Genomic DNA, 20,899 nt, shown 5'->3' on the forward strand with positions numbered 1-20,899 from the left:
AATGACGACCATTAAGGAACTTGCCCACATTTTGGATTTGGCCCCTTCTACCATTTCAAAATCACTGAACAACAGCCCTGAAATAAGTGACTGCACAAAACTAAAAGTTAAGCAGGCGGCCAAAGAATATGGTTACGTCCCCAACAATGCAGCCCGAAGCCTAAAATTGAAGAGGACCAAATGTATTGGCGTAATTATACCCAACGTAACGGATGCTTTTTTTGGAAAAGTGCTACATGGTATTGAAGAAGAGGCTCGTAAGCACAACTATACCATTATGGTAAGTTTTTCCAATAATAGCCATAGATTGGAAAGCAACCATCTACAGAATTTCATGAATTTTTGTGTAGATGGTGTTTTAATTTCCTTTTCAAAGGAAACCCAGTGCCAAAAGAATTACAAGCACCTTGAACATTTGGAATTAAGCCATATGCCCTTGGTAATGTTTGATCGTGTATTGGAAGATTCCGTTTTTAATAGCATTACCATAGATGATCTTGAAGGTGCCTACAATGCCACAACCCATTTAATCGAGACAGGATGCAAAAAAATTGCATTTGTATCTCCTATTGCGGAAACCAGTGTTGGCAAAAAGCGCAAACAAGGTTATTTAAAGGCACTGCAAGTACATGAATACTCCTCCCATCCTATTTGTATCGAATTCAGTAGTTACGATGATTTTAAGCCTATGCTCAAAGAAGCCATGAAGTCCAATGACATAGATGCTTTTGTTGCTGCTGACGAACTATCGGCAATCTGTTCTTTAAACACCGTTCAACAGTGGGGATATAAAGTTCCCCACCAAATATCAATAGTTGGGTTTACTGATGGGATTATGGGGCAATGCTCAAACCCTCCGCTATCCATGGTATCCCAAAACGCTGAGGAACTGGGTCGGGAAACGGTAAAAACCTTCATACAATGCGTTGAAAACCCCAACCTAGTACGAATACAGCATAAAGTAATCAAAACTGACCTGGTATTGAGAGACTCTACCAAATCACTTTCCTAATACAAAATATACTTGTCTTTTGACAAAGTAGCTGTTATTGGACTATGATTTAGATAAATCTAAGATCTCATAACCGCTTTACTTCACATCGGATACTTTAAAACTCCATGCATGTTGGCAGGGCAATTCATCATAGGTCAGATTGGGCACCTCAACGATAAGGTTTCCGTTTTTGTATTCATAAGATAGATCATCTTTATACCCTAAAAGTTCAATTTTGGTCTTTTTTGAGGGTTTTAAACTTTTGATCACCAATTGCCCGTTAGGAAATCTAGGCGTAATTGCAAACACATCATTTCCCTTGTTGGTAAAAAATATTTCTTTTACGGCCTTACCAGGAGCTGGGTCTATTGTTTGCTTCAAGATATAATCCCCTCCAAGGTAATGGGTAGTTTTATCCAATTTTCTATCACCAGCGGACCATTGTATAGCTATTTTCCATTTACGGGTACCATAGATGGCTTCCCCATTGACTTTTAGCCATTCTCCCATCTCAAGTAATCGTTGCTGCATAATAGGTGGTATACTTCCTCTTGCATCAGGGCCAATATCTAGCAACAAATTTCCTCCATTACTTACTATGTCGATAAGCATTAACAAAAGTGTTCGGGTACTATTATAGTCCGATGCATCTTCATTCTGATTGTATCCGAAAGAAAAGCCCATACCCCGGCATTCTTCCCAAGGTTTGTCAAAAGCCTTGCCTGCTTCATATTCAGTGGTATAATAACCTCCATGTTTTTGTCGAATCCCTTTCCCCCAACGATCATTGATCACCACCTTATCCTTTACACTTGACTCATTGAACAACCACGCCATAAGCTCAGGAGTTTTCCACTTTTCGTATTCCATGTCCCATTCTCCGTCGCCCCAAAGTAAATCAGGTTGGTATTTTTCCACTAAATCTTTGAATTGTGGATGAAAATGTTCTTTTACAAAGCGTTCCTTATCATTTTGCCACCACGGATGATACCATTCGTACAAAGAATAGTAGAATCCCATTTTTACATTTGTCTTTTTTACAGCTTCTGAAAGCTCTCCTGCCAAATCGCGCTTGGCCCCGGTTTCCATGCTATTCCATGCAAATCCTCTATCGTTGGCCTCCTTATTGGGCCACAAGGTAAATCCATCGTGGTGTTTAGACGTAAGCACAACGTATTTTGCTCCTGATTCTTCAAAAAGCTGTGCCCACTCCTCAGGTTCATAGAGGTCGGCAGTAAATTTGTCGGCAAATTCATAATAATCAAAGTGATCTCCGTAGGTTTTTTTATGAAATTGATAGACCTCATCTCCCTTAAAATTACCATTTCCAAAGAGCGCTTTGCTCTGCAACCAGTATTGGTACCATTCAGAGTATGTTCCTTTTGGTGACCATGCAGGAACCGAATAGGGCCCCCAATGAATGAAGATTCCAAATTTTGCATCTTCAAACCAATCAGCTACAGGACGCTGATCCAAAGATTCCCAATTGGCTTCATATTGCTGTGCATGAACTATGCTGCCCACAAAAAGTATGCACAGTATTAAAAGTTTGGTTTTGATTTTAGTTAATTTTCTCATATACCTATCTTTTTGTTATCCATTTTCATGATTTCCATTATTAATTTACCACAACCTCATCAATCAAAATGATGCTTTGCTGACCTGCCCTATGATGTCCCTCTGGTATAGGGTTTATTTCGATTCCTTTTATTTTAAGTGCTTTTAATCTAGATGGAGCGAACCTTAAGGTAAAAAGAACTTTACTTCTTCCCTGTGGGCTCATTCCAGTTTGATTTGTTTCGGCCAGTTTAATGAACTCCATTCCATCTTCCGAACCCCATATTTCTATATTTTTCGGTGGGTATATTGCTGAATTAGTGAAGCGGAGTGCATTGAATTTCACTTCATTGACCACTATCGACTCGTCAAATTCAAGAATTGCTTCCATACCATTTTCGAAACCTACCCAATTAGGGTCACTCCTATCTAATCTACCATAATTAAGATCGGTAAGGCTTTCAGTTTTTGTAGAACCTTTACCAACTCCTACAGCTTTGTGCACAGGGAATTCAAGACTTGAAAGATACCCAACGGGCTTTTCCCCCTTAAAAGCCCTTGCCTTAACAACCTTAGTTTCACCTATAGTAAATGGCGAGCTATATTTGGTGGATAGAACAGTAGGCTCAGAGTTATCCAAAGTATATCGAATACCCAATCCATGCACTTCGGTTTTTAGGGAAACCTCTACTTGTTCTCCATTTCCTTTGTGGTCTATCCAAGGGCTAAAAGCACTCACCGCGTATCGCACATTTTGTTTGTCAAGACGCTCAAATTGAGTTTCCAAACGATTGGTAAAACCATTCCAATTTTTATTTTCTTGGGTTGTCCAACCGTTCTCAGCTATCGCATACATCCTTGGAAAAGTCATGTAGGTCAGCTTACCCCAATCACTGATAGATTCAGTCCATAAATTAGCTTGAATGCCTTTGATTAGTTTTCCTTCCTCAGAAGTAAGACCATCTGGAATCACTTTATAGTTGTATGCTGTGGACAACAAAAGTCGCGAATATCCCAAATTAGGTTCTAGATCATCATGACCTTGTTTTAGGTCTATATAACAATAATTACTTGGGGTCATAATCGCTTCATGTCCAGCCTTAATTGCTTCAATTCCTCCTTTTTCGCCTCTCCAGCTCATAACGGTTGCATTGGGTGCCAATCCCCCTTCAAGGATTTCATCCCATCCTATCATAACACGACCACGGGCATTAATAATATTTTCAATTCGTTTTATAAAGTAACTCTGTAATTCAAACTCATCTTTAAGACCCTCCGCTTTTATTCTTTCTTGGGCATATGGGTCAATTTTCCATTGTTCCTTATTACATTCATCGCCCCCAATATGGACATACTTAAATGGAAACAGATCCATCACTTCATTAAGCATTTTTTCAGCAAACACAAAGGTCTCTTCCTTTCCCGGGTTATATGTATTATTCTTGGAGACTCCTCCCGTGGCGACGTAAGGCGAAGCATTCACACACCCAATCTCGGGATAGGCGGCTATTGTAGCCTGTGCATGACCGGGCATATCAATTTCTGGAATTACTTCGATAAACCTTTCTTTTGCATAGGCTATAATTTCTTTGACTTCTTCCTGAGTATAGAACCCTCCATAGGTTGGTTTTTCCCCTAGTTTTTGTACAGGACGCCCCCACCAATTGGAAACAGTTTCGTCCGTAGTATTGTGATCCACACGCCAAGCCCCTATTTCTGTAAGTTTGGGATAACTTTTGATTTCCAACCTCCAACCTTGATCGTCCGTTAAATGCCAATGAAAGCGATTGAGTTTGGATTCGGCCATAAAATCCAAGACTTCCTTGACCTGATCAACATCAAAAAAATGTCTGGATACATCCAACATGTAACCACGCCATCCAAAAGCAGGTTTATCCTTAATACTTACGGTTGGTACTCCCCATGTTATGTTGGACTGTAATTTTGTACCATAGAAGGAAGTTGGCAACAACTGTTTTAGCGATTGCAAGGCATAGAAAAAACCAGCTCCAGAAGATGCTTTTAAGGTAATTGTCGATGTCTTTACCTCCAGTTCATAGGCTTCTTCCTCCAAGGTGGAATCCGTGACAAACAAAATATCTCCGGTTCCACCCCTATTTATGGATGGTGCCCATCCAGAAACTGCTTTAAATTGATTAAAAAATCTCTTGGCCACAGCTTCCTGTTCTTCATTTTCTACTAAAACTTTGGTGCTTTTATTAATTTCAAAATACCCTTCACCAACCACCTGTTCAGCAGGTTTAGGGATAATGGCCACTGAGCCTTTGAGCATTTCCTTTTGCTGACAGGCAAACAGTATGGTAATCATAAAGAAAAGCACTCCCTTTTTCATCATAAACATGCCATTACATTTTTTTAGATAGAGCTTTCTAATTTATAAGCCACTGTATTTACCAAAGTTCCAATATGACCAATTGTAATTCTTATTTCATCATTGGGTTGAAGGGTAAAATCATCGGGAGGTACAATTCCTGTTCCTGTCATGAGATAACATCCATATGGAAAATCACATTCACGGAAAAGAAACTCGACAAGTTCAGCATGCCTTCGTTTCATATTGCTAATAGGTACCGTGCCGTAGAAAACCTGTTTATTTTCCCTTAATATCTCTATCTCTATTTTCGTTTTAGGGTCAATGGGGCTTTCAGTAACATATACACAAGGACCCAATCCAGCACAACGCTCAAACATCTTGGCTTGCGGTAAATACAGCGGGTTTTCACCTTCAATACTTCGAGAACTCATATCATTACCCACAGTGTATCCTTCAATAGTTCCCTTTGAACTTATCCAGAGTGTAAGTTCCGGTTCTGGAACGTCCCATTTGGAATCTTTCCTGATATTCACATAGTCATTCGTCCCTACAGTTCGATTTGCCAAAGCCTTGAAGAATAACTCAGGCCTCTCGGCATCGTATACTTTATCATAAAAGGTGTCGCCCCCCGCTTTTTTGGACTCTTCCATTCTAGCTTCCCGACTTCGCATATAGGTGACACCGGAAGCCCATATTTCTTGGCTTTCTATGGGAGCCATAATGGTAGATGAATCAAATCTAGATATGGGTTCTAGGTTCTTAATCTCTGAAGTTAATCGCTGGAACAGATGGGTGCGGTTCATAAAGGTATCCCAACTTTCTGAATCAACCCGATAGAAAACATCATTTTCAGCTATTACTATACCTTTCGTTGTTTTATAAACTTTCATATACCTCAACTTCGATTAACCAACCTATTGAACAAATCTATTGGTAATCAAAGGATATATCAATCACAGAAATGACATGATCCAATACTTTTTTTGCTTTTAAGATGAATAAACCCAAAGGAAAGAAATAAAAAGCACCATCAATCAACTAGTTGACGGTGCTTTGACACCCACTGAAAAGTGGTTCGTCGGGATGACAGGATTTGAACCTGCGACCCCACGCCCCCCAGGCGTGTGCGCTACCGGGCTGCGCTACATCCCGAAACTACCGTATTTTCCGTAGTCTCCTTTAAAAGAGAGTGCAAATATACAATTTGGGCGGATTTATCAAACTATTCATTTCATCCATTTTTTTGGGCTTCCAGCTTTTTTTATGATAGTATTTTCGCGCCATACCCTGAAATCACTATATTTAATCCGATAGCTACTTATTATCAGGATTTTACGAAAATTATAGTCGTCTAACTTGGCCATGAAAAGAACACTATTTATCATAATGGCATTTTGGATGGGCTTGGCGAGTGCCCAAGACCGTGAAGCTGCCATATGGCATTTTGGGCAGTATGCCGGACTTGATTTTAATAGTCTGGTTCCACAATCACTATCTGGAGCTGTTAGCGATACTTTTGAAGGAACCACCACCATTGCCACAGAAGAGGGACGTTTGATATTTTATGCAGATGGAGAAAATGCATACAACAGTTCCCATAGACCGCTATCAGGAAGCAGGTTTCTGGTGGGCAGCACTACAAGTACCCAATCTGCAATTATAGTCCCTGATCCGTCCAACCCTACCAACTATTTTTTATTTACTACGGACGATTATGAAACGGCGGACACCATAATTTGGACAGGTTCAGGCTTAAACTATTATAATGTGGGTATGGCAGGCCCAGGTTCTATCAGGGATGAAGTCAACCACTTGATAACCTATGATCCCAACAATCGATTTGAAAGGGCTTTGAAATGCTCTCAAAAGTTAACCGCCATCAAAGATCCCTGTGAAGAAATCTATTGGCTCATCACCCATTTTAAAGATGCATTCTATGCTTTTAAAATTGATGAAAATGGAGTCAATGAGACAGCTATTGTATCCCATGTTGGCCCTGTAATGGAATTGGGAAAACCTTTGCTGAATTTTAAAGGTCAGATTAAGATGTCACCTGATGGAACCAAATTGGCCATGGCCAATTTTCAGAACGGTGTTGACAAAGAAAGTCATTCGCCCGGCAGTTTATACCTGTTTGATTTTAATGTTGCAACCGGACAAGTATCCAACGCCCAAAGATTAATGGATGACGATTTTGTTTTTGCCTATGGTGTGGAATTTTCTCCAGATTCCAAAAAGCTGTATGCAACGGTCAGTAGTTTCAAAAATGGGAATGTACCCCCAAGTGGTTATTTTAATGATGGTAGTGTTTTGGTTCAAGTGGATTTGGAGAATAACAACCGCTATCAAAAAATCGCAGATTCTCCTGTTGACCCTACGGCCCTACAATTGGGTATTGATGGTAAAATCTATCATGCACAAACACAAAGGCGCTATCTAGGGGTTATCAACAACCCCAAGGAAGTTGGAGTAGCCTGCAACTACGTAGAGGATGGACTTTCTCTAGGTAGAACTAGTCTGAAAGGACTTCCGGCCTTTGTCCAATCCTTTTTTCAAGTCAGAGTGGAGTACGAAGAAGCTTGTGTCAATGATGTCACCAAACTTTCAACTAATTATCTTCCTGATCCAGACAATATAGCATGGGATTTTGGGGATGGCTCCCCAATTCTGAACACGGTGGACAAGTCACCGGAGCATGTATATTCCAGCGCTGGAACTTATAGTGTTACAGCCACCATTACAAAGGGTACTGATGTTGAGACCTATACCAAAGAAGTAGAGGTAACGGCCATTCCTCCGGCAAACCCAGCAGAATTGGTACAATGTGATCTTGATGGCGATGGAATATCAGATTTCAATCTATTTGAAGCAGCATCACTAATAAATGCCGGACCAGACCTGACCTATAGCTTCCATTATTCGCTGAGGGAAGCCAGAGGAAGTTCCAACCCTATACCTAATGCACATGCATACTCCAATGACTTGGGCTCCCAACTTTTCGTTAGGGTCCAAAATGAACTTGGTTGTTATAATGTAGCTACTTTAGATCTTAGAATTGTAAGTACAGCAATTCCGAGCGATTTCAACTTAGAAGTAAGGGCATGTGATGATGGAGTTGACAATAATTATTCCGATGGTATAGGGACCTTTGATTTTAGCGGTGCAACCGCCACCGTTTTATCATTATTTCCATCCAACAGTAATTTTGAAGTAAGGTATTTTACATCTTCTGAAAATGCACTATCAGAACTGGACCCAATAGACCCGACCGCCTATAGAAATGTAAGTTCCCCAGGGCGGCAAGATATTTGGGTACGGGTTGATGGTACCAATCAAAATGCCTGTATTGGACTTGGCCAACATATTTCCCTTGTTGTTGACGACGGACCCATCTTTGACCTGGACCCTCACCTAGAAGTTTGCCTAAAGCAGCTACCCTATACCGTAAGTCCCAGAAATCAGCAGGGCATATACACCTATGAGTGGATGGATTCCGGTGGAAACATTTTAGGTACGGACCAAAGCTTTGGCATTCCGCAAGCGGGAACCTTTACCCTAAAAGCTACCATGACTGACGGAACAGGCTGTGAAGCTTTTCGTACAATTGAAGTCGCTACCATAGATCCCCCTGAAATATTAGGCGTAAAGGTTGATGGCCTGATAAGCTTGCAGACCACTGCAACTGTTGAAATGGCAGAGTACGAAGACTTTGAATTTTCTCTGGACACCCCCCTTGGTCCTTTCCAAAGTAGTAACATATTTCAGAATGTACCCCCAGGTGTACACAAGGCTTATGCAAGAGACATCAATGGCTGCGATGTGGTAGAGGCAGAATTTTCGGTTATTGGGCATCCGGCTTTTTTCACCCCCAACAATGATAATATTAATGACTATTGGCAGATTCAGGGTATAAGTGAAGACATCCAGGCACAATCCATCGTCTTTATTTATGATAGATATGGCAACTTGCTTGCTCAAGTCAATCCTGCTTCCTCTGGTTGGGACGGAAGCTGGAATGGGCAACCCCTACCCGCTTCGGATTATTGGTTTAGTGTTTCTCTAGAAGATGGTAGATCCTTCAAAGGACATTTCACCCTGAAGCGGTAAAACCACATCTTCTAATTTCTTGATTATCTCAGCAGATATTACACTTCTTATAAAGAACATGGCACATAATTCTTTTCATCTATAAAAGGGGATATAAAAACCGATTTTATTGAAACATTTTCGCTCAATACCCTGAATTCATTATATTTAGAGTTGATAGCTATTTACTTTCATTATTTTACGAAAGCAGTAATACTCCATTTTCGCTATGAAAAGAGCACTTACATTGCTAATGGCATGTTGGTTTGGATTGGCATATGCCCAAGATCGAGAAGCCGCTATATGGCATTTTGGGCAGTTTGCAGGGTTAGACTTTAATAGTCTTGTGCCACAATCATTGAATGACGGTGTTATGGACACCGATGAAGGTTGTGCCACCATCTCCACTGAAGAGGGAAACTTACTTTTTTATACTGATGCGGAAATAGCATACAACAGATTGCATAGACGCATGCCGGGCAGCAGAGCTTTATCAGGAAGTAGTTTTAGTACGCAATCCTCCATTATTGTACCAAAACCGGGTTTTCCCAACTTTTATTATCTGTTTATAACAGATGATTATGATACCGTGGACACGATACTATGGAAAGGGGATGGCCTTAATTATTTTGAGGTCAATATGACCGGTCCGGGTTCAATAAGCAGCAGAGGCGAACATCTAATCACGTATGATACAACCGATAGATTTGAAAGGGAATTAAAGTGTTCCCAAAAACTTACCGCAATCAAGGATTCCTGTGAGGATATTTATTGGGTAATTACCCACTTCAAAGATTCATTTTATGCATTTAAGGTTGATGAAAACGGGGTTGATGAAACTCCTGTGGTTTCCAAGATAGGACCTAATATTTTTCTTGGGGCTTATGCAGGAAACGCAAAAGGGCAAATAAAGATGTCCCCAGATGGAACCAAATTGGCAATGGCCACCTTTATGAACAACGTTGATCCCAGTGGACATTCCCCAGGAAGTCTTTACCTCTTCGATTTTAACATTGCCACAGGTGCAATCTCAAACGAACAAAAATTAATGGACGATGATTTTGTTTTTGCCTATGGGGTAGAGTTCTCACCAGATTCCAAAAAGTTGTATGCTACGGTTAGCAGCTATAAAAACGGAAATGTCCCTCCAAGTGGACATTCCAATAATGGTAGTGTATTGGTTCAGGTAGACTTGGAGAACAACCTTTCTTATAAAAGAATATATGATTCCCCAGACGACCCTACTGCACTCCAGCTAGCCATTGACGGCAAAATTTATCACGCGCATGTACAACGACGTCATTTGGGTGTAATCAACAATCCAAAAGAAGTAGGTGCGGCTTGCAACTATGTGGAGGATGGTCTAGCCTTGGGCAGGTCAAGTAAAAAAGGGCTTCCTTCTTTCATACAATCTTATTTTCAGGTAAGGGTTGAATATGAAGATGCATGTGAGGGTGATGGCACCAAGCTATCCACAAATTACCTGCCCGAACCAGATAACATAAGATGGGAATTTGGAGATGGCTCCCCTCCCTTGGATACAACTGACAAAGACATTGAGCATATCTATACCGTTGCGGGCACCTATATTGCCACAGCTACCATAACCAAAGGTACAGATGTAGAAACATACACAAAAGAGATTAAGGTAACGGAACATCCCTTTGTTAGAACAGCAGAACTTACCCAATGTGACTCAGATGGGGATGGTATCGCGGATTTCAATCTTAATGAGGCAGCCTCCCTTATTAATCCAGACCCTACACTGACCTATGGTTTTTTTATAACCGAAAGACAAGCTATTGGTAACTCCAATAAAATTGAAGATGCCCATTCATTTTCCAATGCTATGGCTTCTCAACTCTTTGTAAGGGCAGAAAATGAGCTTGGTTGTTTCAATATTACTACCTTGGATTTAAGAGTGGTGAGTACTGCCATACCTGATAGTTTTAATCTGGAGGTAAAGGCATGTGACGATTCTGTGGACGGAGGCTATGCCGATGGAATTGGAACATTTGACTTTAGTGGAGCTACGGCTTCTATCTTGGCATTGTTCCCCCCTACCCGTCCATTAACGGTTAGTTATTATGAATCGGAAGAAAACGCGCTATCCGAAACAAATGCGATAGAGCCAATGAAATACAGAAATAAAAAATCTCCCTTTCTTCAAAATATTTGGGTACGAGTTGATGGTTCGGATGCTAATGACTGTATCGGTTTGGGACAACATGTGACCCTTGTAATCGATGAGGCCCCCAGGTTTGATCTACTAACCAATCTGGAGATCTGTTCAAATCAGCTACCATATACAATTAGTCCTACCAATCCTGCCGAAAGCTACACCTATCGATGGTTAGATACAGAAGGAAATTTATTGGGCTCCGACCAAAGCTATGACATACAACAAGAAGGAACGTACACATTAATTGCCACAAAAACTGATGGAACCGGATGCGAAGCGTTCAAAACTATCGAAGTATCTTCTATTGAACCACCCGTAGTGACAGATTTGATTGTAGATGGATTAATAAGTTTGCAAAGTAATGTGATAGTTGAATTGGAAACGTATGAAAATTTTGAATTTTCAATAGACAATCCATTCGGACCGTATCAAGACAGTAACGTATTTCAGAATGTACCTCCTGGAGTTCATAAAGCATTTGTGAGAGATGTAAATGGGTGTGAAACTGTAGAGAAAGCATTTTCAGTAATCGGACATCCAGCATTTTTCACTCCAAATGGAGATAACCAAAATGATTATTGGCAGATTCAGGGAATAAATGCTGAATTACAATCCCAATCCCTGGTCTACATTTATGATAGGTATGGTAATTTATTGGCTCAAGTAGATCCTGCGTCTCCCGGGTGGGATGGTACCTTGAACGGTCGCCCCCTACCATCTTCAGATTACTGGTTCAGTGTATCTCTTGAGGATGGACGGTTTTTTCGAGGTCACTTTGCCTTAAAAAGATAAAATCATCCTGTCTTTGCCAACTACGAAATTCCCAAAAGGAATTCCCGTATTTCTATGCAGAAAGCCTCTCTGGCTTCAGCCGAATCATGCATGGGATTCAACAAAAAATACCCCACAGTTTGATCTTGACAAAACTCTTCAATATCCTTTCCCTTCCAGAGGTGGTAACTCATCAATAACGTATTGTAATCTATTTTATAGGGTTTGTGCACCTCGCCATAGCCATTTAGAAATAGGTTTAGTTGGAATATTGAGTAATCTAGGTTATCTGTTTCGTTTGTTAAAAAGGAAGGTGTTGGCGTAGGCTTTTTCTTATTCATCGATTAGTTAGTTATAGTAGGTATTTACCATTTTTCATCTGAAACAAAGTAATTTATTTACACCTGTTTTCCTGTTAAAAATGGCAGACTTCCCATTTCTATAGATGAACCTACATTCTCCTTAGATAAATCAAATCAATGAATTCTCTTGGTCAAACAAGAAAATGATTCAGCTATACTATAAATATAATTAAAAAAGTGCAAGCTTACCTGTAGAGTGTGAAATGACCAACATATTGTTGTTTCTCGCGGTCATTGGCATACACCACATACCAATAATCACCCGTAGGTAGTGGAGATCCCTCGTAGGTTCCATCCCATTTTTTAACTTGGTCTAGTCGAGCAACAACCCTACCGTATCTATCATAGATAATAACATCTATATTCGGGAAGAACTCTCTATTTTCCGGATACCAATAATCATTTAGATTATCACCATCAGGTGTGAAGAAAGGTGGTATTTCTGGCATTCCGTCAAAATCAAATGGCATCACCAAATTGGCCACACACCCATTTTGGTCCCTGACCATTACGTTTATGTTTGCATCCATGTTTACGGTAAAGGTATTGACTTCTCCATACGATTCACCTTGAAAGAAATATTCATATCCGCCAAACCCTCCGGATGCAATTGCCTTGATTTCATTGGGTCCAGTCTTTTCAGCCATTAAGGTCAGAGGCTCATAGGCATCAATCTCAAACTCTACAAAGGTTACACATCCATTTTGATGGTAAATGTACACCGTATGCTCACCAGCTGGCAAATCCCCAAATACTCTTTGGTCTGTTGCCAGTTGAATATCATCGACATCCAACGAGAATAGCAGGTTGGGGAGCAACGAACTATCTGTAATTGAAACTGTGGCAGTACTATTCGGAAAAATACCATCACAGCCGTATTCTACTATGGGTTCTGCCATTAACTCAATTCCCACCCCAATTTCTGCAACTACGTTGGTTTGACATCCATTGGAATCCCTAATGAAAACCACATAAGTTTCACCTCCGGATAAGTTGTCGAAGAACAAGGTATCATTTTGAACAAAATCAGCATCATCCGCAGAATTTACACTGGTATAATAAGGCGCTGTACCTCCTGTAACTTCCAAGGTCATGGTTCCATCTCCATCTCCGAGACATACTTCTGGGGTAGTAGCAGCAATACCTGCAATCAACTCCATAGGCTGTGTGATTTCAACTGTACGGGTAATGGTACATCCCAAATCATCCTGGATAATCACATCATAGGTTCTGGGCGACAGATCATCAAATGTTTTTCTGTTTGGATTGGCAGGATCGTCTCCTTCAAAAAACTCACTCAAAGTATCTGATATGGAATATCTAATCGCCCCAGTACCTCCACTAGCCTCTATAATAATCTGTCCATTAGTGTCTCCATGACAGACCACAGGTACAGCTTCCAAATACTCCAATACCAAAGGAGGCTTAGGCTCAATGACAATAGGGTCTGATATAGCTTCACAACCACCACTTTGTGCATAAACATAATAGGTTCCCGGGTTAAGATTTCTGAAGATTCCAGAACTCTGGGCAGACCTTACAGTATTGGCTGCTGTTGGGTTTGGTGGAGTGTTTGAATTTAACAAGGTATACACATAACTACCTATTCCACCAAATGCCTCTGACCTAATGATTCCTGTTGCCTCACCTGCACAATTTATGGTTGCGTTTGTTAAGTCAAGTGCAATCACCAATGGGGCTGCCGGATCCAAAGAAATCTGGTTGGATTTTTCAAATGGACAGCCATTGGAATTTTGGACATCATATTGAAACGGTCCTGGGTCTATAGTAATATCCACTGCAATTTCAACACTGGACAATCCTGTTCCAAATGGAGTAAAAGGATCGGCTGTTCCAGCCCTACGATAAAAATAGTCCACCCCAGCTTCTGGATTGGTCACCGTAAGTTCCATTCTACCTAAATCCCCACAACCAGGTGGTTGAAGTTCCCTTAGTTCAGCAATCACAATTTCAGGATCTTGCACCATAATTGGCAAAGTGGTAAAACTACAGTTCCATCCATCAAAAATGGTAATGGTATATTCTCCTGCGGATAAATTGGCAAAAGTTGGTGTGGTCTGTAAACCACTATTTGTACCATCGGTAATTCTATTCAGCTGGTACAAATAATTTCCAGGTCCTTGGCCTCCCGCAACATTGTACGCCTCAATAATTCCGTCATTATCATTATTACAACGCAATGGTTGAACAATCTGAATATCCGAGCTAATTGGAGTTGGTAGTGGTAAGTTTATTGTGTTACTTGCCTCACAACCTCTAAAATCCCTAACATTGACGGTGTACGTACCTGTAGACAAGTTTTGGAATATGGGGTTTGTATTTGGGTAATCCACCAATACCGTTGTTCCATCCGGAGCTATCAATTGATACTCATAGGTACCCCAACCTCCATCTCCGGTAGCTGTAATTTCACCAAAACCAGGCACATTACATGTAACTTCAGTTGTTTGTATTGGATCCACGGTAAGTGGCCTATCCGGGGAGCGAACGGTTGCCACATTACTTGTAACATCACAAAATGGTGAATCCAAAGCCTCGACCCGTACAATAAGGTTACCTGCTGGAAGCCCTCCTATTATTTCGGGGGTATTGATAGGTGCATTGGTATCAAAACTTCCCGTTACCCCAGTAGTAGTTTCAACCCCTGAGTTATCTCTTGAGAAAACCTCATAATTATAAGTGCCACTATAGTTGTTGATTTCCAAACTGATCTCTCCATCATTACCGTTAAAACAGGTAACCGGTCTTACCTCCGCTATTATTGCCTCAATGGTATTATACTCAGGCATATTAACTGTAGATGTTAGATATGTACATCCTCCACTACCTATATCGGTTACGGCGAAAATATAATCTCCCGGAGTTGAAATGGGCCAAACAACCCTATCTGTTCCGGAGGAACTTCTAGCTGGTTCAGAACCCAAGGGCAATATTTCCACTTCATAGTTTCCTGGGCCCTCGTTAACAATAATTGTTATGGAACCGGGATTTACCGCTGTCCCCGATGCATCACAAGTAAGCTGGTCAACTGAATAACTAAATGTGATGTCCGTAGGGGTATTTATATTAACAGTAGCTGTTTCTTCGCATCCATTTTGGTCTCGAGCTGTAAGAATGATACTTTGGTTGGTACCATTATCAATAACCTCAAATACATTACTGGTCTGAAAATTGGTACCATCAAACTGGGGAGTACCATCATTCATACTGTAGGTGTACGGCCCTGTTCCAGTTGCAGTTCCGGTACCATCACCATTGGTATCAGTATGGATTGTTATTGTGGCCGTACTGAACTGATTGCTTGATGGGTTGCAACTAAATTCTGTGTTGACAGCATTCACTTGCAATACTGTAGGTTCACTAATTATAACATTTCCTGAGCGATCAGTACATCCTCTATCCGAAACTACCTCTACCTGATAGGTATTTGGACCAAGATTATCAAAAATTGGAGATGGCTGTGGTCCTGCCAAAACTGTTGAGCTCGCCCCATCATATAAGACATAATTTATAGGAGTATCTGTGTCACTACCTGGTTGAAGTTCCACAGCTATGGAACCATCAACCGCACCATTACAACTAATACTTGTGCTTGGTGTAGCCGCAATGACAGGCGTATTTACAGTAGTTACATTTACAATTGCCTCGTCTGAACAAAGTGGCGCGGTGTTAGAGCTTAAATCTGTCACCAAAATGTTATAATCTCCTGGCAATACACTGTTGAATACATTGGAACTTTGCGCAGGGCCAATATTGGCCAATGTACCTGCATCACGAAGTTGGAATTCAAAATTACCACTACCTCCGGTAGTATTTACGGTTATTACACCATCTCCTGCATTACAGGTTGGGAAGGATGTGGCATCTGCCGTTATGGCAAAGAAATCAAAAACATCTGCTGTAATAGTATCCGTACATCCGTTACCATCCCTAATAGTGATTACATAACTTCCCGGATTGGGCACTACAAAATTGACACTGCTCTGAAAGCCGCTTCCAATATCGTACATAAAGGTTTCATCAGGTAATCCAGAACCTGTGGATAGAGGTGCAGTCACCTCAATTTGATAACCACTGGTTGCAGTACACTGATTGGTGACGTCGATCGCCGGAGTTGGAATTCCTGGTTCCTGAGTTACGGTAACAGTGGTTAAAGCCGTACATCCATTGGCATCTTCTACATAAAAATCGTAATCAGCGGGATAAGGTCCAGGGATTTCAAAAGTGGTATCTGTTCCAAAAGTGGTCGGGACAGGATCTCCGGTTGGAACATAAGCATATCCGAAAGGCACCGTTCCTCCAAAACCTCTAACTGTAACAAACGCACCTGCATTACAGGTAGCCTGTACATTGTTATCTACCACTATGGTTGGCGAACTGAATCCAATGAACACCAAGGTACTTCCACTACATCCTGTATTGTCATCTGTAACAATAATTTGATAGTTTCCAGGTGCCAATCCAGTAAATGTGCTATTGAAAGGAAGAGCTTCGTTGGTATATGATGTAGGGCCTGAAATGGTAGCTCCCGTATCCGTATTTTCCAAGGTAACCGTAAAATCTGCTGGATTAGCAGGTAAGCCGGATACTTGAAAGTCTATTCCTCCACTTCCGGAAACATTACAGGACGCGGTAGTGGCCGTTGCCGTTACGGTAACTGGACTTGGGGCGGTTATAGGGTCTATTTCTTCAATATAGGTACATCCCAAAGCATCCCTTACCTCAACAAAATAGGTTACACCAAAAGTCACCTGACCCGTAAAGTCATAAGTATCACCTCCCGAAGTAGCAGGGTTAAAAGTAGGGTCTCCCACCAATCGGAATTCATAGGGCGCCGTACCTCCTGTTGCGCGAACACGATAGGTAAAACCAGCCACTGAACATAAGGCCGGTGGAGTGTCCAATGGAATCAAATCCAATACATTTTGATCAAGAACCACATCATCCCTGTCCTCACAACCTTGGGAATCTGTAGTAACTATAGTATAGTTTCCGACATCAAGATTGGGGAAATTTACGGTTGTACTTCCTGTTCCTATAGACTGAGCCACTAGGTTTCCTGCTGCATCCAATAAAACGTAATCAAAAGGTGCAACTCCGTTGTTGATTGTAGTTGAAATGGATCCACGCACATTTCCGGCGGAACATACTGCAGGTGTTGGTGTAACCGTGGCATCCAAAGGTGTACTTGAGGCAATAGTTACGCTGTAAGCAGGACTCACACATCCTCTGCTATCTCTTACAATAAAACCTCCATGGGTTCCGGGACCATATCCAGAAAAGATATTTTGTGTACTGAAAGTAACCCCATTATCGTTACTGAATTCATATGGTGGAATCCCCTGAGAGGTATCTGGGATTACCTCCACAATACCACTAGTATTATCTCCACATTGAGTATCCGTCCCCACTACTGAACCAGCTATGGTTTCCGGTGGAGTTATAGTCACAATGTTTGACTCTGTTGTACATCCCTCACTATCTGTAATCAAGAATTGATAGGTAGTATCAGAAGTTATGGAACCATCATTTGGAATGCTGTAAACGAAAGAATTTCCGGTGATGTTGTTATTGTTGGAAGTGTAACCGCCTCCATTTATTTGAACTTCATAAATGTCGTAATCACCACCTGAAGTATACCCATTACTGATGTTTACCTGAATTTGGGCAGGTGGACCCGCGCAATCCAATTCTTGGATAGTCGTTGCCAAAGCAGTCACCTGTGGTTCAATGGTTTGGGTTACAGTATCCCTACAATCATTGGCATCCACAACCTCTATGGTGTAGGTCCCTGGTGTTAATCCAGAAAAACTGTTACTTGCACCCAGAGCTCCTCCATTGATTCGATATTGATATGGAGCAGCACCCAAGGTAGCATTCACCACCAAGGTAGCTGCATTAAAATTGTCGTAACATAAATCAGAAGCTCCTGTATCCAATGTTAAGGTCGGGGACAGCAAGGCCGTAAGAGTAAAAGTATCAGTCACAGTACAACCATTGGCATCGGTTACACTAACCTGATAAGTTCCAGTTTGGGAAAGGTTGGAGAATACACTTCCATTTTTTGGTCCTCGCGTAGAACTATCCGGTTGAGTCAGCGTATACCGGTTACCTCCCCATCCACCAACAGTGTTCACCCTAACAGCACCGATATTGCCATTTTGACAACTCATATCGGTAACATCCAGACTGGAAATGGCAAATGCTGTAGCTGGTTCTTCAATAATCAAAGTGGCTGTATCGGTACAATTGGTATCTTCATCCGTTACTGAAATCACATAATTTCCTGCCGCCAATCCAGCCACTGGGATAATACCAGCATTTTGTCCTGTAAATACAGTTCCGCCGTCTATACTATAGCTATACGTTGTATTGAATCCATCCACCAAATATCGTCCTTCCCCATCCGTGTCGCCAACACAAGTGACCACTTTAGTTTGTTGTGCCTGAACACCAATTGAGCTGATATCAGTAATGGCATAGTTCTCATCATAAGAACACCCTTCACTGTCAGTGACCCTAAAAGTATATGTTCCCAATCCCAAGCCAGAAAATGTATCATTATTCCCATTGTTAATAGCGCTAGCTGCCGGAGCAATGATTTCATAAGTATAAGGGCCACTTCCACCTGTTACCACCAATCCTACCGAAGCTGTTGTGGTGATACAATCTAAGCTGGAAATAGTAAAGGCTAAATCCGTTGGTTTGTCCAAAGTATTAAAAACGATATCTGGAAGAGGTTCTACACACCCGTTGGCATCTCTTATTAAAGGAGTATATGTTCCTACTCCCAAATTGGAAAAGACCGGATTAGTTCCGAAACCAGCTCCCACACTATACTCGTAAGGTGCCGTACCTCCTGAAACTCCTGAAATTGTTATCTGCCCTCCTGTTTCATTGGTACATGTAGGTACGGAATCAGGCGTTGCGGTAGCATTTATGGTTGAGGGAGTGCCTATGGTTCCCACTATTGGAGTGGTTGTACACGTAAACGAATCTTGCTCATACCTTAATACAATATCGTAAGTTCCCGGGGCAAGGTTTGAAAACACATTACTGATTTGATAATTACTTCCATTGTCAATACTGTACTCAATCTCATAACCAAATCCGTTAGTGACATTAACGGTAATTCTACCATTGTTAGATCCTCCACAGTTGGCATCTTCTTCGGTAATATTAAAGATTGGCGGTGGAATATTGGGTACATCTACCGAAGCACTTCGCTGACATCCATTGGCATCTTCTACCAAAATAGCATAGGTTCCCGCCGTTGTCACTGTAAAAGTTGTTGACCCGGTATAGGTTGAACTAAATGGACCTCCATCAACACTAAATCGATAAGGTGCGGTACCACCAGATGTGGTAAGATTCACATCCACAGATGTGGCCCCACAACCGAAACTTGCTGAAGCTGTTGCAGAAACATCCAATGGACTAATTCCATTTCCAATTTCAATAGTAGCCCCGTTAGTATCCGTTGTAACCGTTTCTGAACAATCATTAGTATCTACCCGTATGCTATAAGTTCCCGGGCTCACATTGGCGAAAGTATAAGAATCGGCTCCATTAGGTCCAAAGGTATCTACGGTAACCCCATTTTTAATTAAACGATAGGTATAAAACCCAGGTACTCCGGAAACAGCAACATCTATGCTTCCCAACTCGCTACTACAGAGAATATCATTGGCGGTAACATCAACGGTAATATCCAAATCCTGTACATTCACTGTGTTCGATGGAAATAAACATGCACTTGCTGAAACATTTTTCAGTCGCACCCATACCATGTAGTTACCAGAAGTGGTCACATCAAAGAAAGGATCATCTTGGTAAGGACCTGTTGAATTGTTCAAACTGTATTCGTATCCGGCAGGAACATTGGTCACCTCTACCCTACCAGGATTTCCACAAATAATATCCTCCTTGATCAATTGTGGATCTAGAGGATTTAATGTAGACTTAAAATAGTAGTATTGACCTGAACCAATCCGAACCCTGAATTCTCCTGCTGAATCCAGATTGTATGTTGCTCCTGTACCTACGGTGTTCCAAGTACATGCTGCATTAATGGTGGGACAATCGTCAACTACAGTGGGTGCACATGTATTGGGATCAAGCTGTTGCCATTCATAGCTGCCCCCAGATTGACTTAAAGTCAATGTTCTTATATCGCTGGTTCCACAAAGGAAGAATTTGGCAAGGGTACTACCATCGTTGGGACAGACCACTTCTTCATCAGCCCCTTGGATAATGGTCATGAACATGCTGCTGCTAGCAGAACGTAAAACATCTGATGTCGTTACCTGGTCAACAGTTTTAGAAGTAGCAGGTGCTTCTTCATTGTTGGATTCAGAAACTGTGGATACTATTTTTGTCAGTATCCGGTTGACCTCTGTTTTTGCTAATACCGTGGAACAAAATATGGATAAAAACACCAACAACACGGCATATAGCAAATGCCTTGTTTTTTGAGGGAGCATAGGTTAAGTCTTGTTATGGTAGAATATCTCGGATTTGGGACCTTAATATTCTTTATAGTAATTATCTAAACTTATATATTCTATTTATCTTTCGACTATCAAAAGCCG

At 41.3% G+C, this 20,899-nt stretch carries 8 protein-coding genes and 1 tRNA gene; 3 read left to right on the top strand and 6 right to left on the bottom strand.

Annotated features, from left to right (window positions below; all coding sequences use genetic code 11):
• Window position 1 precedes the first annotated feature (1 nt).
• Window positions 2-1,012: a LacI family DNA-binding transcriptional regulator gene (locus tag ACOQO1_RS07660; protein WP_420602278.1), complete on the top strand. Its 1,011-nt coding sequence runs from the start codon at window positions 2-4 to the stop codon at window positions 1,010-1,012.
• Window positions 1,013-1,090: 78 nt separating this feature from the next.
• On the opposite strand, the gene ACOQO1_RS07665 is transcribed toward ACOQO1_RS07660, so the two are convergent.
• The 4 genes from ACOQO1_RS07665 to ACOQO1_RS07680 all read right to left on the bottom strand — a co-directional run bounded on the left by ACOQO1_RS07665 (window position 1,091) and on the right by ACOQO1_RS07680 (window position 6,038).
• Complete coding sequence (locus ACOQO1_RS07665) at window positions 1,091-2,572, bottom strand: alpha-L-fucosidase (RefSeq protein ID WP_420602279.1); 1,482 nt, start codon at window positions 2,570-2,572, stop codon at window positions 1,091-1,093.
• Between the two features lie 40 nt (window positions 2,573-2,612).
• The gene (locus ACOQO1_RS07670; RefSeq protein ID WP_420602280.1) at window positions 2,613-4,907 is read right to left on the bottom strand and encodes a beta-N-acetylhexosaminidase; all 2,295 of its coding nucleotides are present in this window, start codon (window positions 4,905-4,907) and stop codon (window positions 2,613-2,615) included.
• Window positions 4,908-4,927: 20 nt separating this feature from the next.
• On the bottom strand, window positions 4,928-5,776 hold the full coding sequence (locus ACOQO1_RS07675; RefSeq protein ID WP_420602281.1) for a fumarylacetoacetate hydrolase family protein: 849 nt from the start codon (window positions 5,774-5,776) through the stop codon (window positions 4,928-4,930).
• Window positions 5,777-5,964: 188 nt separating this feature from the next.
• Window positions 5,965-6,038 (bottom strand) — tRNA-Pro (locus ACOQO1_RS07680).
• A 210-nt stretch (window positions 6,039-6,248) separates the two neighbouring features.
• On the opposite strand from ACOQO1_RS07680, the gene ACOQO1_RS07685 reads away from it, so the two are divergent.
• Both ACOQO1_RS07685 and ACOQO1_RS07690 read left to right on the top strand, forming a co-directional pair.
• Window positions 6,249-8,993, top strand: coding sequence for a T9SS type B sorting domain-containing protein (locus tag ACOQO1_RS07685; protein ID WP_420602282.1), 2,745 nt, complete (start codon window positions 6,249-6,251; stop codon window positions 8,991-8,993).
• Window positions 8,994-9,201: 208 nt separating this feature from the next.
• Window positions 9,202-11,946 carry a T9SS type B sorting domain-containing protein gene (locus ACOQO1_RS07690; RefSeq protein WP_420602283.1) on the top strand — a complete coding sequence of 915 codons (2,745 nt, stop codon included), beginning with the start codon at window positions 9,202-9,204 and terminating at the stop codon, window positions 11,944-11,946.
• 20 nt (window positions 11,947-11,966) lie between these two features.
• Here the strand turns inward: ACOQO1_RS07690 and ACOQO1_RS07695 are convergent, their stop codons facing one another.
• Together ACOQO1_RS07695 and ACOQO1_RS07700 are read right to left on the bottom strand one after the other, a co-directional pair.
• Window positions 11,967-12,266, bottom strand: coding sequence for a hypothetical protein (locus ACOQO1_RS07695; protein WP_420602284.1), 300 nt, complete (start codon window positions 12,264-12,266; stop codon window positions 11,967-11,969).
• 206 nt (window positions 12,267-12,472) lie between these two features.
• Window positions 12,473-20,791: a T9SS type B sorting domain-containing protein gene (locus tag ACOQO1_RS07700; RefSeq protein WP_420602285.1), complete on the bottom strand. Its 8,319-nt coding sequence runs from the start codon at window positions 20,789-20,791 to the stop codon at window positions 12,473-12,475.
• Between the last annotated feature and the right edge of the window lie 108 nt (window positions 20,792-20,899).

It is taken from the genome of Flagellimonas sp. (genome assembly GCF_965222555.1).
Classification (GTDB): domain Bacteria; phylum Bacteroidota; class Bacteroidia; order Flavobacteriales; family Flavobacteriaceae; genus Flagellimonas.